Source organism: Streptomyces sp. NBC_00038, assembly GCF_026343635.1.
Taxonomy (GTDB): Bacteria; Actinomycetota; Actinomycetes; order Streptomycetales; family Streptomycetaceae; genus Streptomyces.
On sequence record NZ_JAPELQ010000001.1, the window covers coordinates 4,308,651 to 4,333,035 of the forward strand.

A 24,385-nucleotide genomic window follows, 5' to 3' on the forward strand; every position below is an offset into this window, starting at 1 on the left:
CCGCTGAGTGAAACGTGCACGGAACATGCACGGAGGTGAAGTTCCCGTCGGGGAGGGGCAGTTCAACCAGGTCAGGCAGCGAAACGGAGCGCGGCCGGGTAGGCGGAGCTCAGGAGTCCGGCGAGCGCAGCACCCGCAGATGACCGCGGCGCGCGACCTCCATCGGGTCCGCCGTACGCGCGCTGCCGCCGCCACCGGCGCCCGCCGCACGCTGCTGCGGACGGGCCGCCTCACGCACCGCGTTGGCGAGCGCTTCCAGATCGTCACCGGTGGGGCGGGAGGGGCCCGAGGAGTCGGCGAGCCGGACGACCTCCCAGCCGCGCGGGGCGGTGAGGCGTGCGGAGTGCTCGGCACACAGGTCGTAGCAGTGGGGTTCGGCGTAGGTGGCGAGCGGGCCGAGGACCGCGGTCGAGTCGGCGTAGACGTACGTCAGCGTCGCGACGGCGGGACGGCCGCAAGCGGTGCGCGAACAGCGACGTACAGGGCTCACGACGTTGGACGGTACCGCACTCTTGAGCGGGCCGCGACGACTCTCTCCCAGGTCACCCCACCGTGTCGTGCTGTGAGACCGCCCACATGAACGCCCGTACACGCGGCCCTGACCTGGGGCGACATCACGTGTCACGATGCCGAACAGACCTGAAACCGGTCACCACTTGGTGCAAACCATGTCAATTGCCATGTGGGCGACGGTCTTGGGGGATACGGAATCGAGCCCAACCTTGGCCGGAATGGTCATCCAGCGACATCCGGGATGGTCACCGCCTGACATCCGCAATGCACGGAGCGAGATCGCCGACGGCCACGGAGCAAGATCCGGCACCGCTTCCCGTCCACCGCGTGGGGGTCGGGCACACCACCCTGACGAGGACTACTCTTCGTCAGTGATGGACAACCCCGTACCTCCCCGCGCCGCCGCACCAGGGCCCCGCCGTCGTGACCGCCATGGCAGGGGCATGCGTGGCCCCGTCGCGCCACCCCAGGTACCGCTGGCCGCGAGCCGTGCCGAGGTGTTCGCGGACCTGGTGCAGGACTCCGTGGAGCGGCTGGAGCGGCGCTGGCCGCAGCTCGCCGACATCGACTTCATCGTCCTCGAAGTGCCCCGCCTGGAGGGCTCCGGAGACGGCTGGAGCGACGAGGCGGTGCCCCTGGGCGGCACGATCCCGGCCCGTGAGGGCCATCCCGCGCGCGTGGTCGTCTACCGCCGCCCCGTCGAGATCCGCACCAAGGGCCGCGACGAACGCGCCGCCCTGGTGCACGAGGTCGTCGTGGAACAGGTCGCTGAGCTGCTCGGGCTCACCCCGGAGACGGTGGATCCGCGGTACGGCGAGGACTGAAGTGAGGTCCGCCGGGGCCGTGCACCGCCCCGGCGTACCACCGCTGGATCACTACTTCTGCAGCACCGAAAGATCCTGCTCGGCCTCCGGCACCGCCACCGTCCCGCGGTCGTCCGGAAGGGTCTGGACCGTGAAGCCCGAGATGCCGTTCACGCCGGCGGTGAGCATCCGGGAGGCGTAGACGGAACCGCCGGAGACCGGCTCCACGGTCAGCGCGTACGTCCCCTTGAGGCCGCTCGGGACCGGCGCCTCGATGTTCTCCGTAGTCCCGCCCTTGATGGTGAACGTCTTCGTCACCGCCGTACCTCCCTCGCTGCCCGCGGACGCGGTGACCTTGACCTCGGCGGCCTTGCCGGGGGCGGTCAGGGCGAGCGTGGAGGCCTTCGAGGTGTTGTCGGCGACCGTCGCGCGCGCGACGACCGGGCCGGTGGCGGGGATGAACGCGGTCTCCTGCTTGGCGCCCTTGCCGCGCACGACCCGCAGGGCGGCGACGACCGGCACCGCCGTGCCGGTGGGCGTGAGCACCAGGGATCCCGCCTCGCCTCGCGTCAGGTCACCGAGGTCGACGGCGGCCGTCATGCCGGCCTTCACGTGCAGGGTCTCGTTGCCCGCGGGCGTGATCAGGCCCGAGGGCGCGGCGAGGCGCACCTTCAGATCGGCGTCGGCGTCGCCGGGTACGAAGGCGACCAGGCGCACGGACGTGGCGTCCTTCGGGATGCCGGGCAGCACGAGGCTGCCGGCCGGGTCGGTGGAGGCGGCCAGCCAGTCGCCGCCGATCTTGTCGTCCAGGGCCTGCACGGCCGCTCCCACGCGGCCGCTGCGCACCGTCACATGCACGGTGAGGTCCGTCTGCGGGTCACCCGTGAGCGTGTTCAGGAGGATCGCGTCGCTGGAGTGCGGCTGGACCGTGATGCCCTCGCCCAGCGGGGACTTGAGGGTGCCGTCCTTGCCGTACAGCTCGATGTCGACGACGGCGGCGGAGTCGTCGGGGTTGGTCAAGTGCACATAGTCGGTGCGGTCTTCGGTGGTGCTGGCGCCCGGGAACCAGAACTCGGTGTCCGGAGCGGTGCAGTTGGTGCCGAGCAGGCCACGGCCGGTGCCCGCGGCGACCTCCGTTGTCTCCTGGACGGTCCAGCCGGGCGCGAACTTGCCCTCGGCGGTGCCGACCAGGGCCGGGGACTCCGCGCCCGAACTGTCGCCGGTGGCCGGCTTGCCGGGCTCCTCGACCTCCAGAACGGGCTTGTCGGCCTTGTCGTCGGCGCCGCCGTCCGCCGACTCCTCGGTCGCGACCTGGAGTTCGGCCTTGCCGCTGTCGCCGGTGCCCTCGGAGACGGGCGTGAAGGACGTGTACGCGGTCTCGGCGAGGTCGGAGGTGCTCGGCTGCGGGCAGAGCAGGCTGGTGCGCTCGACGGGCAGCCGGGCGGCCGTCTTCACGCTGCTGTCGCCCGACGCGTCCGGCGCGCTGAGCGCGGCGAAGCCGGTGACGGCGGCCAGCGCGGTGGTGCCGGCGATCAGGGACAGGGTGGTGCGGTTCACTGCTGGCTCCCGTCGGGGCGCTCACTGTCGGTGCCGTGCGGCGGCTGCGGGGGCATCGGGGGCTGCGCCGACGGGTCGTACGCCGGGTCGTAGCCCTGGCCGGTCGTGTCGTAGCCCTGGTCGTACGTCTGCTCGTACTGCGTGGTGCCCCCGTAGGCGTACGGGTCGTACTGGCCGCTCTGGTACGGATCCGCCTGGTAGGGCTGCTCGTACGTGCCGGCCTGGTACTGCTGCTGGCCCTGGTACTGCTCGCCGCCGTAGGTGCCGTACTCGGCGCTCGCGTAGCTCGGGGTGTCCCACTCGCCGTACGACTGCTGCTGCGGGACCGCGGCCGAAGCGACCGGGATCTCCTCCTCCTGAAGAGGGAAACCGTCGGCGGTGTCGGTGGCGGTGTCGACTGCCTGATCGGCCTGATCGGCTTCCGCCTGGGCTCGCAGGCGGCGGGCGCGGCGGCCGTCGCCGGTGACGTCCTGGGCGGAGACGACCTCCTCCTCGGGGAGGTCGTCGTCGACGTCACGGCGGCGTCCGGGAAGGGCCATCACCACGAGGACGACGGCGAGGGCGCCCTGCGCCCACAGCCATGCGGTGTGGCTCAGCGGTGCCTCGAAGGTGACGTCCAGCTTGCCGCCGCCGGTGGGCAGTTCGAAACCCTGCGCCCAGCCGTCGACCGTGGTGCGGGTGAGCGGCTTGCCGTCCAGGGTCGCGGTCCAGCCCTCGTCGGCCGTGTCGGCCAGGCGCAGGACGCGGCCGTCGGCGCCGGCGGGGATGGTGGTGTGCAGCTCGACGGGTCCGGCGGCGATGGACTGCGGGTCACCGGACTTGGGGACGATGGCGGCGCGCGAGACCTGCTGGTCCACGCGCCACAGGGCGCTGCCGTCCTGCTGGCTTAGCCTGCTCAGGCCGGGCGTCGCGTCCAGGACACTGGTCATTTCGGTGGGCGCGCCCTTGTGGACCAGGACATAGCGCACGGCGAAGCCGCCGAGCTCGTCGGCCTGGTCGGCGCCGGAGCCCGCCACGAGGTTGGCGACCACCTTGCCGAGCTTCTCGTTCTCACCGTCCGCCACCGCGAGTTCGGCGTCACCGAGGCGGGCGCCGGAGCCGCGGACGAGGGTGTAGCCGACCTCGGCGGTCGACCGGCTGTCGAGGACGAGGGTGCGGGCCTGGTCGCGGGTACCGCTCTCCTCGGCGACGAACGCGGGCACCTGCACCGGGTCGCGGCGCTCCAAGGGCCCGTCGGCGCCGCCGATCATCCAGCCGGCGGCGACGAGCAGCGGGCCCGCGGCGGCGGTGAACGCGATCAGCGCGGCCACCGGCTGACGCCAGCCGAAGCTCTGCTCGGCCACGCGCGAGCGTGCCCCGTCGGCGCCGAGCGCGGCGGCTGCGAGCAGTGCCAGGCCGTAGACGAGGGTCGCAGGGCCGGCCCAGGTGGAGCTGTTGGACAGCGCGGCGAAGACGAGTGCCACCAGGGCGACGGCCCAGGCCGCCCAGATCCCCGCCTGGCGCTGGGTGCGCAGCAGGGCGGCCAGCGCGGCCAGGACGACGCCGATCAGCATCAGCCCGCTGACGGTCCCCGGGCCGCCGGGGCTGGCGCCGAGCAGATCGAGCGCGGAGGCCGAGCCGGTCCCGTACTCCAGACCGGCTTCCTTGAAGAAGCCGAACGGGAGCAGCGTCAGTGACCAGGGGGCGAGGACCAGCAGCGGAGTGCCGAGCTGGGCCAGAAAACGCAGTCCGTAGGCGGTGATCTCGTTTCGGCGCACTGCGAGGAGTGCGATTCCGAGAACCAGCGCGATGGGCCACACGATCGGTGTGAAGGCCGTGGTGAACGTCAGCAGCAGGGCGTACGCCCAGGTGGCGCGCCAGCTGCCGCGCGTGCCGGAGGAGTTCGTCAGCCCGCTCGCGGCGATGCCCCCGCGCGCGAGGAGCGGCAGCAGGATCGCGAGGACGGAGGTGCCGATGCGGCCGCCCGCGAGCGCGCCGGTGGCGGCGGGCAGGAAGGCGTACACGACGGACGCCCAGGCGCGCAGCAGGCGCGACTCGACGAGGGGCCGCGAGGCGAAGTACGCGGTGAAGCCCGCCAGCGGTACGGAGGCCACCAGGAGCAAGGTGACCGCGAGCCCGGTGGAGCCGAGAAGGAGGGAGGAGAGCATCGCGACGAGCGCCAGATAGGGCGGCGCCGTCTGTGTGCCGCCCGCGCCCACCGCGTGCCAGCCGTCGAGGTAGCGCGACCAGAGCTCGGAGGCGTCACCGGGCGCGGGCAGCAGCGCGCCGCCCGCGAGCGCCCCGGTGTCGAACAGCGAGCGGCACGCGATGAGCGAGACGAAGAGCAGCGCGACGAAGAGCACGGGTCCGGGCTTGCGCGCGACGCGCTTGACCCGGCCGAACTGCTCGACCTCCAGGAAGTCGGCGTCGTCGCCGCCGGGCCCGGACTCGACCGCGCCGCCGTGCCGTCCGGCGCCGGCGGTGGCCTCGGGGTCGGAGCGGCCCACGAGACTGCCCGCGGCCTGCTCGATGGTGGCCCGCACGGTCGCGCCCGGCGGCGGGAACAGCGGGCGCAGCTCGTCCTTGTCGACCTGCGGGCGGCCGCGCCTGCGGCGGCCCGCGAGGATCCGCTCGGGGCGCAGCAGCGTCCCCAGGAGGCCGCGGATCTCGTCCACGGCCTGTCCGGGAACCTTGCCGACGAGATACGCGACCGTGCGCAGCACTGTGCCGAGGACCAGCCGGAACAGGATCCAGGGCAGCTGTGCCGTACGGGCGTTGACGAGGAGGGTGTAGACGGCGCCCGCCTTGTCGACCTTGTGCGGGGAGGCGGAGGTGCGGCCCACGCAGTCGACGGTGCGGCGCTCGCGGGAGGCGGCCTCGGCGTGCCGGACGACCGCTTCGGGGGCGACGAGGACGTTGTGCCCCGCGGACCGGGCGCGCCAGCACAGGTCGACGTCGTCGCGCATCAGGGGCAGCCGGCGGTCGAATCCGCCGAGTTCCTCGAAGACATCGCGCCGGATCAGCATTCCGGCGGTGGAGACGGAGAGCACGGGGTGTACGTGGTCGTGCTGGCCCTGGTCCTGTTCGCGACGGTCGAGGCCGGTCCAGCGGCGGCCGGAGTTGGCGATGGTGACGCCGACTTCGAGCAGCGCACGGCGGTCGTACCAGCCGCGGAGCTTGGGCCCGATCACGGCGACTTCCTTGCCGAGCTCCGCCTCGTTCTCCACGACCCGCAGCAGCTGCGACAGGGCGTCCGGCTCGGGCGCGCAGTCGTCGTGCAGCAGCCACAGCCACTGCTCGGGCTCGCCGTGCGGGAGGTCCGGCATGTCGTACGCGTCGTCGCGCCAGGTGCGGGTGACAGGATCCCAGCCGCTGGGGCGCTTCAGGTAGGGCAGGTCGTCCGGGGTGAGCACACCGGCGGTGCGGGTGGCCTCCTCGACGGCCTGGCCGAAGCCGGTGCGCCGGGCGAGGTGCACCACGCGGTCGGCGCCGAGCGCTTCGGTGAGCAGCTGAGCGGAGTCGTCCGCGCTGCCGGTGTCGGCCGCCACCGCGTTCTGCACGGGGCGCTCCTGGCCGAGCAGCCCGGCGAGCGCCTCGGGCAGCCAGCGGGCGCCGTCATGGGAGACGAGCACCGCGGTCACCACGTGGCGCGGGAACTCAGGAGTGGCAGCGTCGTGTTGGCCTGCCGTATGGCTCTGCACGGACATCGAGGTACGGGCCCCGGTTCGATGGACTGCGGTGGACGTCTGTGTCCGGCGGGGACAGCGTGACGTCTCGGACGAGGGCCCACACTAACGGCTGGGCAACACAGCGGCCCGCCGCCTGTGGATAACCCACCTGCGACGGGCCGTTCGTTACGCATCGGTACGTAGGGGTGTGCGCCGTTCGGTCGGACGGCGCACCTCTTCGATCAGCCTTCGGTCAGCCCTCAGCCGGCGCCGGTCACGCTCAGACGGCGGCTTTCTTCAGGCGGCGTCGTTCACGCTCGGACAGACCGCCCCAGATGCCGAACCGTTCGTCGTTGGCGAGCGCGTATTCGAGGCACTCGGAACGGACCTCACAGGCGAGGCAGACCTTCTTGGCCTCGCGGGTGGAGCCGCCCTTCTCGGGAAAGAAGGACTCGGGGTCGGTCTGGGCGCACAGCGCGCGCTCCTGCCAGCCGAGTTCCTCGTCCGCGTCGTCGACCAGCAGTTGCTGCACCAGCTCGGTCATGTGCGCCCCTCGTCTGTCTTTCGCGTCCCCGTGATGCTGCCGTCACCGATTTCGGCTGAACGACACGAGTGAAATTACAAGTGTGCCGATCCGGGCCAGTCAAGCCGAGATCTGGTATTGGGCCCCATATTCACTCTGCGGAACCAAGGCAATGCAGAAAGTGTTCAAATCGGCATAAACCCTGACAGCCGAAGGGTGCCCAGGCCAGACCCCCGCCCCCTTCACAGGGAAGGACGCGCAGGAGTTCGATCTCGTTCCGACGCGAACAACGAAGCGAACCGGATCACATTCGGATCACGGGCTCGCAGCGAGGTTTGTGCGCCCGGTTGTGCGCCATGTGTCCGGGGCGGCTACTGAACAAACCTTTCGCCTGAGAGATGAACCGGATGAGGTGAAACATCTCCCACTTGGCGGGCATGAAGTTGACAGTCGGAGTGTGAACCGATGTCCTTGTGGGCATGCTCGCGAACTTGGCGCTCACCTCGACCCGCACCGCCGGGTCCCACGGTGCTGTCCGCGCTCGCTGTAGCTGTTGTTGCTGTCCCAGCTGTTGAGCCGTACCGCGCTCCGGCTGCCGTCCGCTCCGTAGATCCGTACGGGCGCGACTCCCCGCCCGTAACCGGGCGACACCCCCGCTCGTAACCCGAGCGGAAATGGTCCGCGACACCCCAGCACTCTCCCGCCGAGGAACCACCGCACCCCATGAACAGCGACAGCGACCTCCAGATCGCCGGCGACATCCTCGAAGTACCGCACCTGCTCCAGCCGCCGCGCGAGCACCCCGCCACCGTGGCCGAGTTCGTCGGCCTGGCCCGCTCCATCGCCGCCGACCGCTCCCAGTGGGAGCACCTCGTCCAGTACGACGCCACCTCGCGCTGGTACCACCGGCTCCGCACCGGCCCCGGCTACGAGGTGTGGCTGCTCTCCTGGGTGCCCGGGCAGGGCAGCGGGCTGCACGACCACGGCGGCTCCTCCGGCGTACTGACCGTCCTGGACGGCGCGCTGACCGAGCGCACCGAGCGGGGCACGCGCGCGTTGGGCACGGGTTCACAGAGGGTGTTCGCGCCCGGTTACGTCCACGAGGTCGTCAACGACTCCCTCGAACCGGCCGTGAGCCTGCACGTGTACTACCCGGGTCTGACCGAGATGCCGATGCACGCCGCGCGCTGCGCCGTCGCCGAGGTCTCGTAGCGCCTGACGCAAGTGACGTAGCCATCTGACGCGAGGTCCCGTAACCGCCTGACGCGTTGTCGTACCCGCCTGCAAGACTGATTCCCATGCGCATTGTGGTTCTGGCAGGCGGCATCGGTGGTGCCCGGTTCCTGCGTGGTCTTCAGCGGACCGCGCCGGACGCGGACATCACGGTCATCGGCAACACCGGGGACGACATCCACCTCTTCGGGCTGAAGGTCTGCCCGGACCTCGACACGGTGATGTACACACTCGGCGGCGGCATCAACGAGGAGCAGGGCTGGGGGCGGGCGGACGAGACCTTCCACCTGAAGGAGGAGCTCGCGGCGTACGGGGTCGGGCCCGAGTGGTTCGGGCTCGGCGACCGCGACTTCGCGACGCACATCGTGCGGACGCAGATGCTGGGGGCGGGCTTTCCGCTCAGCGCCGTCACCGAGGCGCTGTGCGACCGGTGGAAGCCGGGCGTCCGCCTCATCCCCATGTCCGACGACCGCGTGGAGACGCATGTGGCCGTCGAGGTCGACGGCGAGCGCAAGGCGATCCACTTCCAGGAGTACTGGGTGCGGCTGCGGGCCTCCGTGCCGGCCGAGGCCATCGTGCCGGTCGGCGCCGAGCAGGCGAAGCCCGCGCCCGGGGTGCTCGAAGCCATCGCCGAGGCGGACGTCATCCTCTTCCCGCCGTCCAACCCCGTCGTCTCCATCGGCACGATCCTCGCCGTGCCCGGCATCCGGGAGGCGATCGCCGACGCGGGCGTTCCCGTGGTCGGCCTCTCCCCCATCGTCGGCGACGCGCCCGTACGCGGCATGGCCGACAAGGTGCTGGCAGCGGTGGGCGTCGAGTCCACGGCCGCCGCGGTCGCCGAGCACTACGGCTCGGGGCTCCTCGACGGCTGGCTCGTCGACACGGTGGACGCGTCCGTCGTGGAACGCGTGGAGACGGCCGGGATCCGCTGCCGGGCCGTGCCGCTGATGATGTCCGACCTCGACGCGACGGCGCAGATGGCCCGTGAGGCGCTGACGCTGGCGGAGGAGGTGCGGGCGCCTTGAGCGGACGGGTTCCTCCGGAGGAGGGGTTTGCCGCCTCCACGGGCTCCGCAGGCTCTGCGGGCGGGTTGGGTGACGGCCTGCCGGAGCGCGGGGCCGGTGACGGGCTCGCAGCTCGCACGGCCTCCGCGGTGTCCGGGCGTCCGGACGCCGACGCCCCGGCCGCCTCTCCCGGCTATCGGGTCTGGGCGCTGACCGGCTTTCCCGAGGTTCGCGAGGGCGACGACCTCGCCAAGTTCATCGCCGCTGCCGAGCCCGGGCTCGTCGACGGTGACGTGCTCCTCGTCACCTCCAAGATCGTGTCCAAGGCGGAGGGGCGGATCGTCGAGGCCGTCGACCGTGAGGCCGCCATCGACGCCGAGACCGTACGGGTCGTGGCGCGCCGCGGGACTCTGCGGATCGTCGAGAACCGGCAGGGGCTCGTGATGGCCGCCGCCGGAGTCGACGCCTCCAACACCCCCGCCGGGACTGTGCTGTTGCTCCCCGAGGACCCCGACGCGTCCGCGCGGACGATTCGGGACGGGGTGCGGGACACCCTCGGCGTGGACGTCGGTGTCGTGATCACCGACACCTTCGGACGGCCCTGGCGCACCGGGCTCACCGATGTCGCCATCGGGGCCGCGGGCGTACACGTGCTCGACGATCTGCGCGGCGGCACGGACGCCCACGGCAATCCGCTGAGCGCGACCGTCGTCGCCACCGCCGACGAACTGGCCGCCGCCGGTGACCTGATCAAGGGCAAGTCCGCCGGGCTGCCCGTCGCCGTCGTGCGCGGGCTGTCGCACGTGGTGGCCGAGGACGACGGTGAGGGAGCGCGGGCGATGGTGCGGGGCGGGCGCGACGACATGTTCCGGCTCGGCACCTCGGAGGCCGTACGGGAGGCCGTGACCCAGCGGCGTACGGTGCGGGCCTTCACCGACGAGCCCGTCGACCCCGGTGCCGTACGACGGGCCGTGGCGGCGGCCGTCACGGCGCCCGCGCCGCATCACACCACTCCCTGGCGGTTCGTCCTCCTGGAGTCCGAGGAGTCCCGGACACGGCTCCTCGACGCTATGCGGGACGCCTGGATCGCGGATCTGCGCGGGGATCGGAAGGCCGAGGAGTCGATCACCAAGCGGGTGCGGCGGGGGGATGTGCTGCGCAAGGCCCCGTACCTCGTCGTGCCGTGTCTGGTGATGGACGGGGCTCACACGTACGGCGACGTACGGCGGGACGGGGCCGAGCGCGAGATGTTCGTGGTCGCCGCCGGGGCGGGCGTACAGAACTTCCTGGTCGCGCTCGCCGGGGAGCGGCTCGGCTCCGCGTGGGTGTCGTCGACGATGTTCTGCCGGGATGTCGTACGGGAGGTGCTGGGGCTGCCGGAGGGGTGGGATCCGATGGGGGCAGTGGCCGTGGGGCACGCGGCGGAGGAGCCCAGGGCTCGGCCCGAGCGGGACGCGGGGGCGTTCATCGAGGTGCGGTGAGTCAGGCTTTCCGGGGAGTCGGACCGCCTACCCTCGTAAGGCACCCCAAGCGCTAGGACCTCATTCGTGGCTGGACGATTCGCTCCTCGGCCGACGCGTACGACTGTGCGCGGCGGGCATGTCGTGGTGCCCGGCGGGATACCGCGACAGACGGCGACGCCCGGACGCAGTCGTACGTGGACGCCGTCCTGGCCTCTCGATCTGGGGCTCGTGCTCGGGCCGCTGCGGCGTGGGCCGGGCGATCCGACCTTCCGTACGACGCCGGACGGGTCCGTGTGGCGGGCCTGCCGGACCCCTGCCGGGCCGGGGACCCTGCGGGTCGCGCTGCGGGGCGGGGTGGTGCGCGGCGAGGCGTGGGGGGCGGGGGCCGAGTGGCTGCTCGATCAGCTTCCGGAGCTGCTCGGGGCCCTGGACGACCCGGATGCCTTCGAACCGCGGCACCGGCTGGTCGCGGTCGCCCGGCATCGGCGGCCGGGGTTGCGGCTGACGCGTACCGGGCTGGTGCTGGAGTCGCTGATTCCGTCCGTGCTCGAGCAGAAGGTGACCACCGATGAGGCTTACCGGGCCTGGCGGTTGCTCGTACGGAAGTACGGGGAGCCTGCGCCCGGGCCTGCGCCGGAGCGGATGTGTGTCATGCCTGCGGCTCGGACCTGGGCGTTGATTCCCTCCTGGGAGTGGCATCGGGCCGGGGTGGACGACAAGCGGGCTTCGACGATTTTGCGGGCCGTGCGGGTTGCTGCGCGGCTTGAGGAGGCGGTGGCGTTCGATCCCGGGCGGGCTCAGGCTCGGTTGGAGTTGGTGTCCGGGGTGGGGCCGTGGACCTCTGCGGAGGTTGTGCAGCGCAGTCATGGGGCGGCGGATGCCGTGACCGTGGGGGATCTTCATCTGCCTGGGATCGTGGGGTACGCGCTGGCGGGTGACCGTGACGCGGACGACTCCGTGATGTTGTCGTTGCTCGCGCCCTATGCGGGGCAGCGGCATCGGGCGGCTCGGTTGATCCTGTTGTCCGGGCGGACGCCGGCTCGGCGGATGCCGAAGATGCCTCGGGGGGATATCGGGCGGCTTTGACCTGGCGCCCGGTGCTTGAGCTGAGCTCGGGGGTTTTCGCCCCCTCCGCCCCTACCCGTCCCTTGTCCCTGGGGGCTCCGCCCCCAGACCCCCGTTCGCCCGAAGGGCTCGTCCTCAAACGCCGGACGGGCTGGAGATGCCTGGCCCGGGCTGAAAGGCGCAGCCCCCACGGGTGGGTGGGGGATCGGGACGGCACCACCTCGCCCTCGAAACTCCGGACAGGCTGAAAGATCTCCCCGTCCGGCGTCCGAGAGGCTCGTCCCTCTACTGGCTACTGGTCCGAAGAGAACCGCACCGCGCCCGCCGGGATCCTCGCGTCGCACCACACCCGTACGCCCTCGCGGAGTTCGTTGTCCGGGCCGATGTGTGCGCCGTCGCCGATTACCGCGCCTTCCAGGATGGAGCGTTCGCCGATGCGGGCTCGGGCGCCGATTAGGGAGTCGGTGATGACTGCGCCGGGTTCGATTACGGCGCCCGCGAGGATGGCGCTGCCTGTGATGCGGGCGCCTTCGCCGATGTGTGCGCCCTCGCCGACCACTGTGCCGCCGGTCAGCTTGGCGTCGGGGGCGACGGTGGCGGTGGGGAGGACCAGGCGGTCGCCGCAGCGGCCGGGGACGGCCGGGGAGGGGGCGCGGCCGAGGACGAGGTCGGCGGAGCCGCGTACGAAGGCCTGGGGGGTGCCCAGGTCGAGCCAGTAGGTGGAGTCGACCATGCCCTGGAGGTGGGCTCCGGTGGCGAGGAGGTCCGGGAAGGTCTCGCGTTCCACCGAGACCGGGCGGCCGGCGGGGATCGTGTCGATGACCGAGCGGCGGAAGACGTACGCGCCCGCGTTGATCTGGTCGGTGACGATCTCCTCGGGCGTCTGGGGCTTCTCCAGGAAGGCAGTTACGCGGCCGGTGGCGTCCGTGGGGACGAGGCCGAACGCGCGCGGGTCCTCGACACGGGTGAGGTGGAGGGAGACGTCCGCGCCCGTCGTCCCGTGGGTGCGGACCAGGGCCTGGATGTCCAGCCCGGTCAGGATGTCGCCGTTGAAGACCAGGACCGGGGCGTCGGGGCCCGAGTGCAGGCGGGAGGCCACGTTGCGGATGGCGCCGCCGGTGCCGAGGGGCTCGTCCTCGGTGACGTACTCGAGGTGGAGGCCGAGCGAGGAGCCGTCGCCGAAGTACGGCTCGAAGACCTCGGCCAGGTAGGAGGTCGCCAGGACGATGCGCTCCACGCCCGCTGCCTTCGCCCGGGCCAGCTGGTGGGTGAGGAACGGGACCCCGGCCGCCGGAACCATCGGCTTGGGGGTGTGCACCGTGAGCGGGCGCAGCCTGGTGCCTCTGCCGCCGACCAGGAGGATCGCTTCTGTCACCTGTCGTCTCTGCTTCCTGCCGGGACCGGCCGAACTGTTGTTTCGGCCGGCCAGTGTATGCAGACCGTTCGATGGCGCTTTCGACGGCCGACGGTGCGGTTCCTCCCGTGTTGCTCGGCCGTGCTGCCTGCCGTGCTGCGTGCCCTGCTACCTGCCCTGGTACTTGGCCGCCGTCTTCCGGGCGGAGCCGAGCTTGCTGTACAGCTGCCAGCCCGGGCACTCCGTGCTGAACCCGTCCCGATGGCCGGAGATCACGTTCAGTCGTACGTTCTTTCCCTTTTTGTAGAGATTGCCACCGCCGGACTTCAGATATGTCTTTCCGTTCGGATTGGCTCCGAAGAGGCCAAGCTTCCACGCCGTGAGCTTCGCGATGGCTGTGACGGCGGAACCGGACGGCTTCGTCTTGCCGAAGCTGCCGAGGACGGCGATCCCCATGCTGTCGGTGTTGAAACCGAGAGTGTGGGCACCCATGACGGCCTTCGCCACGCCCCCGGCCCGGCCTTCGTAGATGTTTCCGCACTTGTCGACGAGGAAGTTGTAGCCGATGTCCCGCCAGCCACTGCTCACTACGTGGTAGCGGTAGATACTGCGGATGACCGAAGGGGCTTGCGAGCAGGTGTAGTTGTTGCCCGAGGCGGTGTGGTGCACGAAGGCGACCTTGACCTTCTTCGTGTAGACGAAACCGCGCTCGCGCAGATCCTCGTTCGCGCCCCAGCCCTTGCGCGTGACGATGCGCGGGCGTGGGCCGATGTACGGCTTCACGCGCTGCTCGTCCGGGCGCTCGGCGAGGAATTCGCGCTCGGTCTCCTGCTGGGAGAGCGCGGGGATCACGTCCGAGGACAGCTCGGGGATGTCGCTGGCGCTCGTGGGCTCCAGACCGGTGTTGCCGGCGGGTACGGCGGCGTACACGGCGGAGAGTGCGCCGGCCCGCGGGGCGCGCATCTGCGCGTCGGCGCGCGGCAGGCTCTGTTGTGCACCGGCGCGTGGGACGTCCGGCTGCGCGCCTGCGGAGAGGGCGTCCGCGCCGGGCGCGACGAGTTCGAGACGCAGCCCCCTGGGGAGCGGCGAGTCGCTCACCACCGGCGCGCGCTCGTCCATCTCCGCCTGGACGCGTACCTCGACGCCGTCGGAGTCCCCCACCCACAGCGGCGCGGTGGATCCACGCAGCCGGCCCGACCCGCCTTCGGCGCTGTCCGGGTCGGCGCCGTGTTCGTGGTTGTGCGTCTCGACGTCCTGCCAGCCGGACCACTGGCCGGTGGCGGCGGACCGGGTACGGACCTGGACGCGGCCGCGCAGTTCGCTGTCCGGGTTGTCCCAGATGACGCCGACGAGCGAGAAGGGCCGTACGTCACGTCTGGCGAGCCCCTGTTGGGGAGCGGCGGAGCCGAGGGAGCGCTCGCCCGCGAGCGGGACGAGCGGCAGGGACTGGGTGCTGCCGGGGACGGCGGGCTCGGACGTCACCGCCGGCGGGCCGGCCTGCGCCGGAGCGGACAGGGCCAGCGGAAGGGCGAGAGCGGCCGCGCAAGTGACGCCGACCGAGGAAGCAAGGAATCCACGCATGCCCCTGATCCTGGACATAGTCATACATATCTGTCTATCGGGGAATTGACGGGCCGTCGGGTTCCACTCGTCCGAACCGGTGGCCCGATGGGTCCGGTGGGCACTCCGCCCCGCGTACGCTTGCCCGCGTGAACGCCACCGACCGCACCCCCGCCGACCTGCTGCGATCCGCGCTCGCCGCGGACCCCGCGCGCCCCCTGGTGACCTTCTACGACGACGCCACGGGCGAACGGATCGAATTGTCCGTCGCCACCTTCGCCAATTGGGTGGCCAAGACCGCCAACCTGCTCCAGAACGAACTGTCGGCCGAGCCCGGCGAACGCGTCGCGCTGCTGCTGCCCGCGCACTGGCAGACGGCCGTCTGGCTGCTCGCGTGTTCGTCGGTGGGCGTCGTCGCGGATGTCGGGGGCGACCCCGGCGCGGCGGACCACGTCGTCGCGGGGCCCGGCGAGTTCGAGGCCGGCCTCGCCTGCTCCGGGGACCGGATCGCGCTGTCGCTGGCGCCGCTGGGGCGGCGCTTTCCGACGCCGCCCGCCGGGTACGCCGACTACGCCGTCGAGGTGCCGACGCAGGGGGACAGGTTCCAGGCGTACGCGCCTGTGGATCCGGAGGTGGCGGCGCTGATCGTTGCCGGGGCGGAGTACACGAGCGCGGAGGTTGTGGAGCGGGCGCGTGCGGACGCGGCTGCGCTTGGGATCACGGGGCCCGGGTCCCGGATTCTGTCGGCGCTGCCGTACGACACCTGGGAGGGGCTCAGCGCGGGGTTGTACTCGGCGCTCGCCACCGGGGGGTCCGTGGTGTTGTGCCGCCATCTTGAGGAGCTTGGCGAGGACGCGCTGGCCAAGCGGATCGAGAGTGAGCGGGTGACGGCGACGGCTCGCTAGCCCTCCGGCAGGCACCGGGCCACCCCGGCACCAGGGAGCGTCGGCGACACGGCACCCGGCGCTGGTGGCTGTGCCCACCCGTTCCGCCCTGCGGAACGATTGCCCACAGCGGTAGCGGTCCGGCCGCTCAGGCATCCCCCGTTCGGCCCATCACCGCCCGCCCCGCGCCCCGCCCCGCGCCATGGTCGTAAGAGCAGGACACGCTCGTACGCCATGAGGGGTGGACTCAGACGTGACCGACACCGCAGGCACGTCCTCCGGACGCGGCGCGCTGGGGCCGGGGCTCGGTGCCACCCCCACCGGCGCCGGGCTCATACGTCGCCGCAGGCGCTGGCTGCGTTACACGGCGATCGGTGTCGCGGTCGTGGTGGTCGGTGCCGCGGGGGTGGGCTGGGCGGCGTACGAGAAGCTGAACGCGAACATCACGGCCGACAATGACGCGGCGACCGAGCTGGCCCGGTACGAGAAGGAACGGCCCACCGCTCTGGTGCGCGACGCGCAGAACATCCTGCTGATCGGGTCGGACTCGCGGGCCGGGGACGGCAACGCGAAGTACGGGCGGGACTCCGGCACCGAGCGGTCCGACACCACGATCCTGCTGCACCTCGCCGCGAACCGGCGCAGCGCGACCGCCGTCTCCCTCCCCCGCGACCTGATGGTGGACGTGCCCAGCTGCCGCCGCCCGGACGGCACCCGGACCGAGCCGATGCTCGCGATGTTCAACTACGCCTTCCAGACGGGCGGTTCGGCCTGCACGATCCGTACCGTCGAGAAACTCACGAACATCCGCGTCGACCACCACATGGTCGTGGACTTCAACGGTTTCAAGGAGATGGTCGACGCGGTCGACGGCGTCCGGGTGTGCCTGAAGGAGCCGATCGACGACAAGGAAGCCCAGCTGAAGCTGCCCGCAGGCAAGGTGACGCTCAACGGCGAACAGGCCCTCGGCTACGTCCGCGCCCGCAAGAGCATCGGCGACGGCAGCGACACCGACCGGATGGACCGCCAGCAGCGCTTCCTCGGCGCGCTCGTCAACAAGGTGCGCAGCAACGACGTACTGCTCAACCCCACGAGGCTCTATCCCGTGCTCGACGCGGCCACCTCGTCGCTCACCACGGACCCGGCGCTGGCGAACCTGCGCGGGCTGTACGACCTCGTGCGCGGCATGCGCAACATCCCCACGGAGCGGGTGCAGTTCCTGACGGTGCCCCGGACGTCGTACGCCTACAACGCCAATCGCGACCAGCTCGTGGAACCCGAAGCTGAGAAACTCTTCACGCGGCTGCGTGCGGACGCGCCGATCTCGGTCACAAAGGACCTTCCGGAGGTTTCCGCCACAAACAGCTCGTACGACTCCTCCTTCGAGGGGTCCTTCGAGGAGCCCCACGGCGAGTCCTACGACGACTCCTACGCCGAGTCCTACGAGGACGGAAAACCGGGCGGAAAGGGACCCGTCGGAGTCCCGCGGAGCCCCGATCCCGCGCCGACTTTCCGGGGGAACACGGCGGCCGAGGACGAGTGCGGGTAAAGCCCACGTCAAGGTGGGGAACTGCTGAGCTAAGAACTCTCTGAGAAATAGGGCGGATTGCCCAGTTGTAGGCAGGTGGAATTTGTCACTGTCGTCGCTTGACGCTGAACTGGGCGGATAGTGTGAGCGACTCGGTGCCCCCGGTCTTCAGGTCTGTCCTGCGGTCGGGCACTGCTGGACCGACTGACCGAGCGCCTTTTGTAGGGGGATAAGGCGCCGCGTGGCCCCGACGGAGGACTTAAGCAACCGTGGACGCGCAAGGCCGTGGGCGGGCGGACGATATCGACCCCGCAGACCAGTGGGTACTCAACCCGAACACCGGCGACTACGAACTGCGACTGCGGCCTTCCGCACCGCAATCACCAGTCCCCGGTCCTCGCAGATCGGCCCGTGGCGCGGGGGGCGTCCCAACGGGCTCACGCAGCGCGCCGGTCCGCGAGCCCGGCGAGGCTCCGGGCCGCGTTCCCGACACCGATGTGCCGGGGCCGCGCAGGCGCCGTGGCACGCCCGCCGAGCCGCCTCCAGGGCGCCGGCGGGGGCGTACGAAGCCGAAGAAGTCGAAGGCGAAGAAGATACTGCTGTGGACCGGCGGCACGATGGCCCTCGTGCTGGTCGCCGCCTCCACCGCCGGGTACTTCTACCTCAAGCACCTTGAGGGCAACGTCACCACGACGGACGTCGGCAACGCGGCCTCCAGCAGCTTCAGCAAGGACGAGGCCTTCAACATCCTCATCATCGGTACGGACAAGCGCACCGGTGAGGGCAACGAGGAGTACGGGGACTCGGGCAGCGTCGGTCACGCCGACACCACGATCCTGCTGCACGTCTCCAAGGACCGTACGAACGCGACCGCGTTGAGCATTCCGCGCGACCTGATCGTCGACATCCCGGACTGCGAGACGAAGCAGGAGGACGGCTCCACCAAGATCATCAAGGGATCGACGGGCGTCCGCTTCAACACGAGCCTCGGCCAGTCCGGCCGGGACGCGGGCTGCACCATGCGCACGGTCAAGGAAGTCACGGGCATCACGCCCAACCACTTCATGATGGCCGACTTCAACGCGGTCAAGACGCTGACCACCGCGGTGGACGGCGTCGAGGTCTGTCTCGCCAAGGACGTCGACGACGAGGACTCGAAGCTCAAGCTCTCCGCCGGCAAGCACACGATCGAGGGCGAGACCGCGCTCGCCTTCCTGCGTACCCGGCACGCCTTCGGCAACTCGGGCGACCTCGACCGCATCAAGGTCCAGCAGCAGTTCCTGGCCTCGCTGATGCGCAAGATGTCCTCCAGCGACACCCTCACCAGCCCCACCAAGCTGCTGAAGCTGGCCGAGGCCGCCACCAAGGCGCTGACCGTGGACACCGGTCTCGGCAAGGTCAGCACGCTCAAGGACGTGGCCCTGGAGCTGAAGAAGGTGCCGACGAAGAACATCACCTTCCTCACGACGCCGGTCATCGACAACCCGGCCGAGGAGACCCCGGTGACGGTCGTCGTCCACCCGTCGGATTCCCAGCCGGTCTTCGACATGATCAAGGACGACGTGTCGTTCACCGAGGTGAAGGCGCAGGAGAAGAAGGAGGCCGCCGCGGTGGCCGCCCGGCTCAAGGGCACCCAGTCCGCCGCCGCCGACATCCGGGTCAACATCTACAACGGCGGCGCCGAGGCCGGCTCCGCACAGGAGACTCTTAACTGGCTGCAGAATGATGAGGGCGTGACCAAGTCCAGCCAGCTCGGCAACGCCGAGGAGACGCTGAGCAAGACGACCCTCGAGTACTCGCCCGACCAGGCCGATCAGGCGCGCAAGCTGGCGGATCTCATGGGGTTGTCCGGCTCGGCGATGAAGCCGGGCAAGAGCGAGACGAACTCACAGGGTCTGCCCGCGATCGTGCTGACCCTGGGCAAGGACTTCAAGGGCGCGGGGGTCTCCATGACCGCTGCGACAACGGCGCCCTCGACGGTCGAGAAGTCCACGGCGGACAAAACTGTGTGCGCCAGCTGATGACCTAACGGGTCCGTCATGCGTCCAACAGGACGTGAGCGCGTTCGATTCGGGCGCGGCAAACGTTCAACCGGACGCGGGACGGGCCCGTTTGTCAGGCGCAGGGTGGGGAGGGGCAGCAAGATGGCGCAAAGTGGTGTGCGCGGGGAGGGAAGACGCTCAAACGGCCGGGGGGCCGGTGAGCTGGGCTGGGACGACAGCCTGTACGACGGGAGCGGCAAGCCCGTCCGGGGGGCCGACGGCGATTCCGGTCAGGGCGCCGAGAGCGATGCCGGCCGGACCGGCGACGGCAGTCCGGCGGCCTCAGTCGCGGCCGGCGGCGATCCGTCGGCCCCGGTGGCAGCCGGCGGCGCTCCGGTCCCGGGAACCGGCGGCCGGACGGCCGAGGACACGATGCCCCTCAAGCCGCAGGGGAGCGGCGGGCACGGCGGGCGCGCCGGCCGGCACGGTGGCGGGTCGCGCCCGCGCCGCAAACGCCGAATACTGCGCTGGTCGGCGATGGTCCTGGCAGTCCTGATACTTGGCACCGCGGGTGCCGGTTATCTCTACTACCAGCACCTGAACGACAACATCAAGAAGGACAAGCTGAACATCGGCGACGAGAAGGACCGCGCCGCCAAGTCCGAGGCGAACGCCGCCGGCCAGACCCCGCTGAACATCCTGCTGATCGGCTCGGACGCCCGGGACACCGAGGAGAACCAGGAACTCGGCGGCGCGAAGGAGACGTTCGGCTCCACCCCGCTCGCGGACGTCCAGATGCTGCTGCACCTCTCCGCCGACCGCACCAACATGTCGGTGGTCAGCATGCCGCGCGACACCCTGGTGGACATCCCCAAGTGCACGGACCCGGACGACGGCGAGGTGTACGCGGCGACCACCGTTCGCACGTTGACCAACCGGACACTCGGCCGCGGCGGCCCCGGCTGCACAGTGGCCACCTGGGAGAAGCTGACCGACATCCACATCGACCACTTCATGCAGATCGACTTCTCGGGTGTGGTCTCGATGGCGGACGCGATCGGCGGCGTCCCGGTCTGTGTGGACGCCAACATCGAGTCCAGGGACAGTCAGGGCCACGGCTCCGGGCTGAAGCTGGAGGAGGGCACCACGTACGTCAAGGGCAAGAAGGCCCTGCAGTGGCTGCGCACCAGGTACGGCTTCGAGGACGGCAGCGACCTGGCGCGCGCCAAGGCTCAGCACCAGTACATGAACGCGATGGTCCGTCAGCTGCGCGAGAACGCCACGGTCACCAACCCCAAGAAGCTGTTCAGCCTCGCCGAGGCGGCCACCGACGCGCTGATCGTCGACGAGGGCCTGGACACGGTGGACAAGCTCTACGACCTCGGCAACGAGCTGAAGAAGGTCGAGCCGAAGCGGATCACGATGACCACGATGCCGAACCGGTACGTCGGTGTGCACGTGGAGCCCACGGACGACGCGACCAAGCTCTTCCGCCTCGTCCGCGAGGACATTGCGCTGGACGGCAAGGACAAGAAGAAGACGACCACGGAAGAGGCCTCGACCGATCCGGCCGCCGCGGACGACAAGATCGGCGTGGCCGTGCTCAACGGCACCCGGACGTCCACGCTGGCCCCGGTCAGCGGGCGTGCGAGCGATGTGAGCGAGCTGCTGGTCGGCAAGGGCTTCACCCAGGCCTCGGCGGAGCGGACGGAAGCGACGGCCGAGGACAAGACGCTGATCCAGTACCCGAGCGCCGACCTGGAGGGTGACGCCCAGCGGGTCGCCAAGGCCCTGGGGATTCCGCTGAGTTCGGTGGAGAAGTCGACGGACGTCTCGGGCGTCACGCTCGTGGTCGGCGCCGACTGGCGCGAGGGCACGACGTACAAGGCCGAGGCGGAGGACAACACGACTCCGGACACGGCGGAGGCGCTCAACGGCGCCAACGACGAGGCCTGCATGCACGTGAACCCGAACTACACCTGGTCGTAAGAGACTTGGGCCCCTCTCTGCGCAGAGAGGGGCCCAACTCGTTCACCTACGACCTCAGTTGGAGCTGAGCACCGCCGGACGCCGCGACGCGATGACCCTCTTCGCGAGCGCCTTCGGGCTGGTGAGGAAGCCCCAGCCCCACGACATGTGCATCGTGGCGAGGGCGAGAGGAATCTGGAGCCGCGCCTTCAGCGGCAGCCCCCTGCCCGCGGGCAGCGAGCCGAGCGCGATGGCCGCGAGATAGCCGCCGGGGATCACGAACCCCCAGGGGGTCAGCGCCGCGCCCACCACGACACCCGCCACGATCGCGCAGACGGCGGTCGGCGGGGCGAGGTAGCGCAGGTTGATGGAGCCCTCGTGGTAGCGGGCGACGACATGGCGCCAGCGCCCGTAGTCCTTGTACTGCCTGGCGAGGGCGCGCATGGAGGGCCTCGGGCGGTACGACACCCGCAGTTCGGGCGAGAACCAGATGAGGCCGCCCGCCTCCCTGATCCGGAAGTTCAGCTCCCAGTCCTGGGCGCGGATGAACTCCTCGTTGTAGCCGCCCTGTTGCTCAAGGGCCTCACGCCGGAAGACACCGAGGTACACGGTGTCGGCGGGCCCGGCCTCGCCTCCCGTGTGGAAGGCCGCGTTCCCCACGCCGATCTTCGAGGTCATCGCGGCGGCGACCGCGTGCTCCCAGTCGTTCTCGCCCTCGGCGTGCATGATCCCGCCGACGTTCTGCGCGCCGGTCTCCGCGAGGAGGCGTACGGCGGTCGCGATGTAGTTCGGCGAGAGCATGCCGTGGCCGTCGACGCGTACGACGATGGGGTGGCTGGACGCCTTGATCGCCGCGTTCAGCGCGGCGGGGGTGCGGCCGGCCGGGTTCGGCACGGTGTGCACGCGCGGATCTTCGGCCACGAGCTCGGCGGCGATCTCCTCCGTACGGTCCGAGGACGGGCCGATGGCGAGCACCACCTCCATCTCGCCGTCGTACTCCTGCGCCAGGATCGCTTGGACGGCCCCGCGCAGGTGCCGCTCCTCGTCGAGGACGGGCATGATCACAGAAACGGCGGGGGACCGCACGTCAGACTTCTCGCTCATCGGACGTCACGTTACCGCGAATGGGGGACACGGTCGCGCGCCGCCCTCCCTCCGCCCCGGGCCGCAGATCGTATGGGCCTACGGTGCTCACGGATCCCACGTTCGGCCTTCGCGGAGGTGCCCCCTTGCCCACGCCGCCCCGCTCCCCCGCACGCCCTCCAGGCCGACCGGGGCCCTCCCCCTCCCGGCGGCCGCCCGTACGGCGCAAGAAGCCGCGCTGGGCCATGCGGGCGGTGACCACGCTCTCGGTGGTGGTGCTCGCCGCCGCGGGCATCGGGCACGCGGTGGTCACCAGCCTGGACGCGGACATCGCCCGGGTCGACCCCTTCAAGGACATGAAGAACCGTCCCGAGGCCGGCCACGGGATGAACGTGCTGCTGGTCGGCACCGACGGCCGGGACAAGATCACGGAGGCGGAGCGGCGCAAGTACCGGCTGGGCGGCGCGCCCTGCCACTGCACCGACACGATCATGATCGTGCACATCTCGGAGGACCGGGAGCGGGCCAGCGTCGTGAGCCTGCCGCGCGACTCGTACGCCGAGACGCCCGCGCACACCAATCAGGTCACGGGCGAGAAGCACGGCCCGCACCCCATCAAGATCAACGCGGCGTACGCCGAGGGCGGGCCGCAGCTGACCGTGCGCACGGTCGAGAGCATGACCCGGGTGAAGATCGACCACTACCTGGAGGTCGACTTCACCAGCTTCATGAAGACGGTGGACGAGCTCGGCGGTGTGGAGATCTGCACGACGAAGCCGCTGAAGGACTCGTACACGGGACTCGACCTCGCGGCGGGCTCGCACCGGCTGAACGGCGGGCAGGCGCTCCAGTACGTCCGTTCCCGCCATGCCGACGGTTCCTCCGACCTCGGCCGGATGCAGCGCCAGCAGCGTTTCCTGGCGGCGCTGATCGCGCGGGCCACCTCGTCCGGGGTGCTGCTGAACCCGATGAAGTTCCGCGACGTCACCCGGGCCGTGCTCGGCTCGGTCCGCGCGGACAAGGGGTTCGGCACGGACGAACTGCTCGACCTCGGGCGGGCGATGCGGGACTTCTCACCCTCCTCGTCCGAGTTCACGACCGTGCCGATCGGGCAGATGGGATACGCCGTGAAGGGCGTCGGCTCGACGCTCAAGTGGGACCCGGTCAAGTCGAAGAAGCTCTTCCAGGCCCTGCGCGACGACCGGCCGCTCGCGGCGCACAAGCCCCGCAGCAACGCCCTGCGCGTCGATGTGGCCCCGCAGCAGATCCGCGTCCAGGTCGAGAACGGGACGGCCACGGCGGGCCTCGGCAAGCGGGTCGACAGCGCGCTCGCCGCCACCGGGTTCCGCACCACCGGGCAGCCTCTCAACGCGCAGGACCGCACCCTGCGCCGCACGATCGTCTCGTACGACCCCCGCTGGGACCGCTCCGCGAAGTCCCTCGCGGCCGCTCTGCCGGGCTGCGAACTGCGCGCGGTCAAGGGGCGGGGGCCGCTCCTGAAGGTGACCGCGGGGGCGGACTTCAAGGAGGTGCGGAAGGTGCGGGCGGAAGATGAGCAGCAGGGGGAGTTCGGGGTGGTGACGGGGGACCAGGTGGTCTGCCCGTGACCTCGCTTGCTGCCACTCGTCACCACGCGTACCGCTACTCGTCCAGGCCCTCCGCCGCGCGCTTCTCGCGCAGGTCCAGGATCGCGCGGCGCCGGGCCAGCCGGTGGGTGCGGCGGATCTGGGCCTCCTGGTAACGGCGTTCGTCGCGCTCGGTCTCCGGGAGGACCGGCGGCACCGGTCGCGGCTTGCCGTCGGCGTCGACCGCGGCGAAGACGAGGTAGGCCGAGCCGACCTGCTGGGGTGGCGTGGACTCGTTCCAGCGCTCGGCCAGGACGCGGACGCCGACCTCCATGGACGTACGACCGGTCCAGTTCACCTGGGCCTTCACATGGACCAGGTCGCCCACTCGGACGGGTTCCAGGAAGGCCATCTCGTCCATGGAGGCGGTGACGGCGGGCCCGCCGGAGTGCCGTCCGGCCACCGCGCCCGCCGCGTCGTCCACGAGCTTCATGATCACACCGCCGTGCACCGTCCCCAGAAGGTTGGTGTCGTTGTGGCTCATGATGTGACTGAGGGTGGTCCGGGACGCTGAGGTCGGCTTGCCCGGAATATCGGATTCCGGGGTGGAGGCCTGGTCTGTCATGGCGTCCACCTTATGCCGGGGGCGTACA

18 protein-coding genes are annotated in these 24,385 nt (G+C 70.8%); 10 read left to right on the top strand and 8 right to left on the bottom strand.

Translation table 11 applies throughout. From position 1 onward, the window contains the following. Positions 1-109: 109 nt before the first annotated feature. Positions 110-541 carry a DUF3499 domain-containing protein gene (locus OG219_RS19495; RefSeq protein WP_266836150.1) on the bottom strand — a complete coding sequence of 144 codons (432 nt, stop codon included), beginning with the start codon at positions 539-541 and terminating at the stop codon, positions 110-112. A gap of 346 nt (positions 542-887) precedes the next feature. Between OG219_RS19495 and OG219_RS19500 the strand changes: the two genes are divergently transcribed. Further along, positions 888-1,337 carry a metallopeptidase family protein gene (locus OG219_RS19500; RefSeq protein ID WP_266836151.1) on the top strand — a complete coding sequence of 150 codons (450 nt, stop codon included), beginning with the start codon at positions 888-890 and terminating at the stop codon, positions 1,335-1,337. A 51-nt stretch (positions 1,338-1,388) separates the two neighbouring features. Here OG219_RS19500 and OG219_RS19505 read toward each other — a convergent pair whose 3' ends face one another. The 3 genes from OG219_RS19505 to OG219_RS19515 form a co-directional block, all read right to left on the bottom strand. Further along, positions 1,389-2,873 (bottom strand): DUF5719 family protein, encoded by a 1,485-nt coding sequence (locus tag OG219_RS19505; RefSeq protein ID WP_266828215.1) that lies wholly within the window; start codon positions 2,871-2,873, stop codon positions 1,389-1,391. After that, positions 2,870-6,559 carry a glycosyltransferase gene (locus OG219_RS19510; RefSeq protein WP_266828216.1) on the bottom strand — a complete coding sequence of 1,230 codons (3,690 nt, stop codon included), beginning with the start codon at positions 6,557-6,559 and terminating at the stop codon, positions 2,870-2,872. Before OG219_RS19510 ends, OG219_RS19505 begins: the two co-directional genes overlap by 4 nt. 241 nt (positions 6,560-6,800) lie before the next feature. Beyond that, the gene (locus OG219_RS19515; protein ID WP_003975777.1) at positions 6,801-7,064 is read right to left on the bottom strand and encodes a WhiB family transcriptional regulator; all 264 of its coding nucleotides are present in this window, start codon (positions 7,062-7,064) and stop codon (positions 6,801-6,803) included. A gap of 702 nt (positions 7,065-7,766) precedes the next feature. Between OG219_RS19515 and OG219_RS19520 the strand changes: the two genes are divergently transcribed. The 4 genes from OG219_RS19520 (at position 7,767) to OG219_RS19535 (ending at position 11,829) form a co-directional block, all read left to right on the top strand. Continuing rightward, positions 7,767-8,255 carry a cysteine dioxygenase family protein gene (locus OG219_RS19520; RefSeq protein WP_266828217.1) on the top strand — a complete coding sequence of 163 codons (489 nt, stop codon included), beginning with the start codon at positions 7,767-7,769 and terminating at the stop codon, positions 8,253-8,255. 86 nt (positions 8,256-8,341) lie between these two features. After that, positions 8,342-9,301 (top strand): 2-phospho-L-lactate transferase, encoded by a 960-nt coding sequence (cofD, locus tag OG219_RS19525; RefSeq protein ID WP_266828219.1) that lies wholly within the window; start codon positions 8,342-8,344, stop codon positions 9,299-9,301. 128 nt (positions 9,302-9,429) lie between these two features. Next, a complete protein-coding gene (locus tag OG219_RS19530) occupies positions 9,430-10,761 on the top strand; it encodes a coenzyme F420-0:L-glutamate ligase (RefSeq protein WP_266836152.1) in 1,332 nt (443 codons plus the stop codon). 66 nt (positions 10,762-10,827) lie between these two features. Beyond that, positions 10,828-11,829 carry a DNA-3-methyladenine glycosylase gene (locus tag OG219_RS19535; RefSeq protein WP_266828221.1) on the top strand — a complete coding sequence of 334 codons (1,002 nt, stop codon included), beginning with the start codon at positions 10,828-10,830 and terminating at the stop codon, positions 11,827-11,829. A 271-nt stretch (positions 11,830-12,100) separates the two neighbouring features. On the opposite strand, the gene OG219_RS19540 is transcribed toward OG219_RS19535, so the two are convergent. Together OG219_RS19540 and OG219_RS19545 are read right to left on the bottom strand one after the other, a co-directional pair. After that, a complete protein-coding gene (locus tag OG219_RS19540; RefSeq protein ID WP_266828223.1) occupies positions 12,101-13,183 on the bottom strand; it encodes an NDP-sugar synthase in 1,083 nt (360 codons plus the stop codon). A 147-nt stretch (positions 13,184-13,330) separates the two neighbouring features. Next, a complete protein-coding gene (locus tag OG219_RS19545; protein ID WP_266828225.1) occupies positions 13,331-14,743 on the bottom strand; it encodes an N-acetylmuramoyl-L-alanine amidase in 1,413 nt (470 codons plus the stop codon). A 128-nt stretch (positions 14,744-14,871) separates the two neighbouring features. Between OG219_RS19545 and OG219_RS19550 the strand changes: the two genes are divergently transcribed. From OG219_RS19550 to OG219_RS19565, 4 genes are all read left to right on the top strand, one after another. Beyond that, positions 14,872-15,627, top strand: a complete 756-nt coding sequence (locus OG219_RS19550) for a TIGR03089 family protein (protein ID WP_266828227.1) — start codon at positions 14,872-14,874, stop codon at positions 15,625-15,627. A 232-nt stretch (positions 15,628-15,859) separates the two neighbouring features. Beyond that, positions 15,860-17,155 carry an LCP family protein gene (locus tag OG219_RS19555; RefSeq protein WP_266828229.1) on the top strand — a complete coding sequence of 432 codons (1,296 nt, stop codon included), beginning with the start codon at positions 15,860-15,862 and terminating at the stop codon, positions 17,153-17,155. 248 nt (positions 17,156-17,403) lie between these two features. Then, the gene (locus OG219_RS19560) at positions 17,404-19,155 is read left to right on the top strand and encodes an LCP family protein (protein ID WP_266828231.1); all 1,752 of its coding nucleotides are present in this window, start codon (positions 17,404-17,406) and stop codon (positions 19,153-19,155) included. Between the two features lie 123 nt (positions 19,156-19,278). After that, positions 19,279-21,105: an LCP family protein gene (locus OG219_RS19565; protein WP_266828233.1), complete on the top strand. Its 1,827-nt coding sequence runs from the start codon at positions 19,279-19,281 to the stop codon at positions 21,103-21,105. 54 nt (positions 21,106-21,159) lie between these two features. Here OG219_RS19565 and OG219_RS19570 read toward each other — a convergent pair whose 3' ends face one another. Next, positions 21,160-22,188, bottom strand: a complete 1,029-nt coding sequence (locus tag OG219_RS19570; RefSeq protein WP_266828235.1) for a glycosyltransferase family 2 protein — start codon at positions 22,186-22,188, stop codon at positions 21,160-21,162. A gap of 83 nt (positions 22,189-22,271) precedes the next feature. Here OG219_RS19570 and OG219_RS19575 point away from each other — a divergent pair, with 83 nt between their 5' ends. Then, positions 22,272-23,774 (top strand): LCP family protein, encoded by a 1,503-nt coding sequence (locus OG219_RS19575; protein ID WP_266828237.1) that lies wholly within the window; start codon positions 22,272-22,274, stop codon positions 23,772-23,774. Between the two features lie 34 nt (positions 23,775-23,808). Here the strand turns inward: OG219_RS19575 and OG219_RS19580 are convergent, their stop codons facing one another. Further along, complete coding sequence (locus tag OG219_RS19580) at positions 23,809-24,357, bottom strand: acyl-CoA thioesterase (RefSeq protein WP_266828239.1); 549 nt, start codon at positions 24,355-24,357, stop codon at positions 23,809-23,811. Between the last annotated feature and the right edge of the window lie 28 nt (positions 24,358-24,385).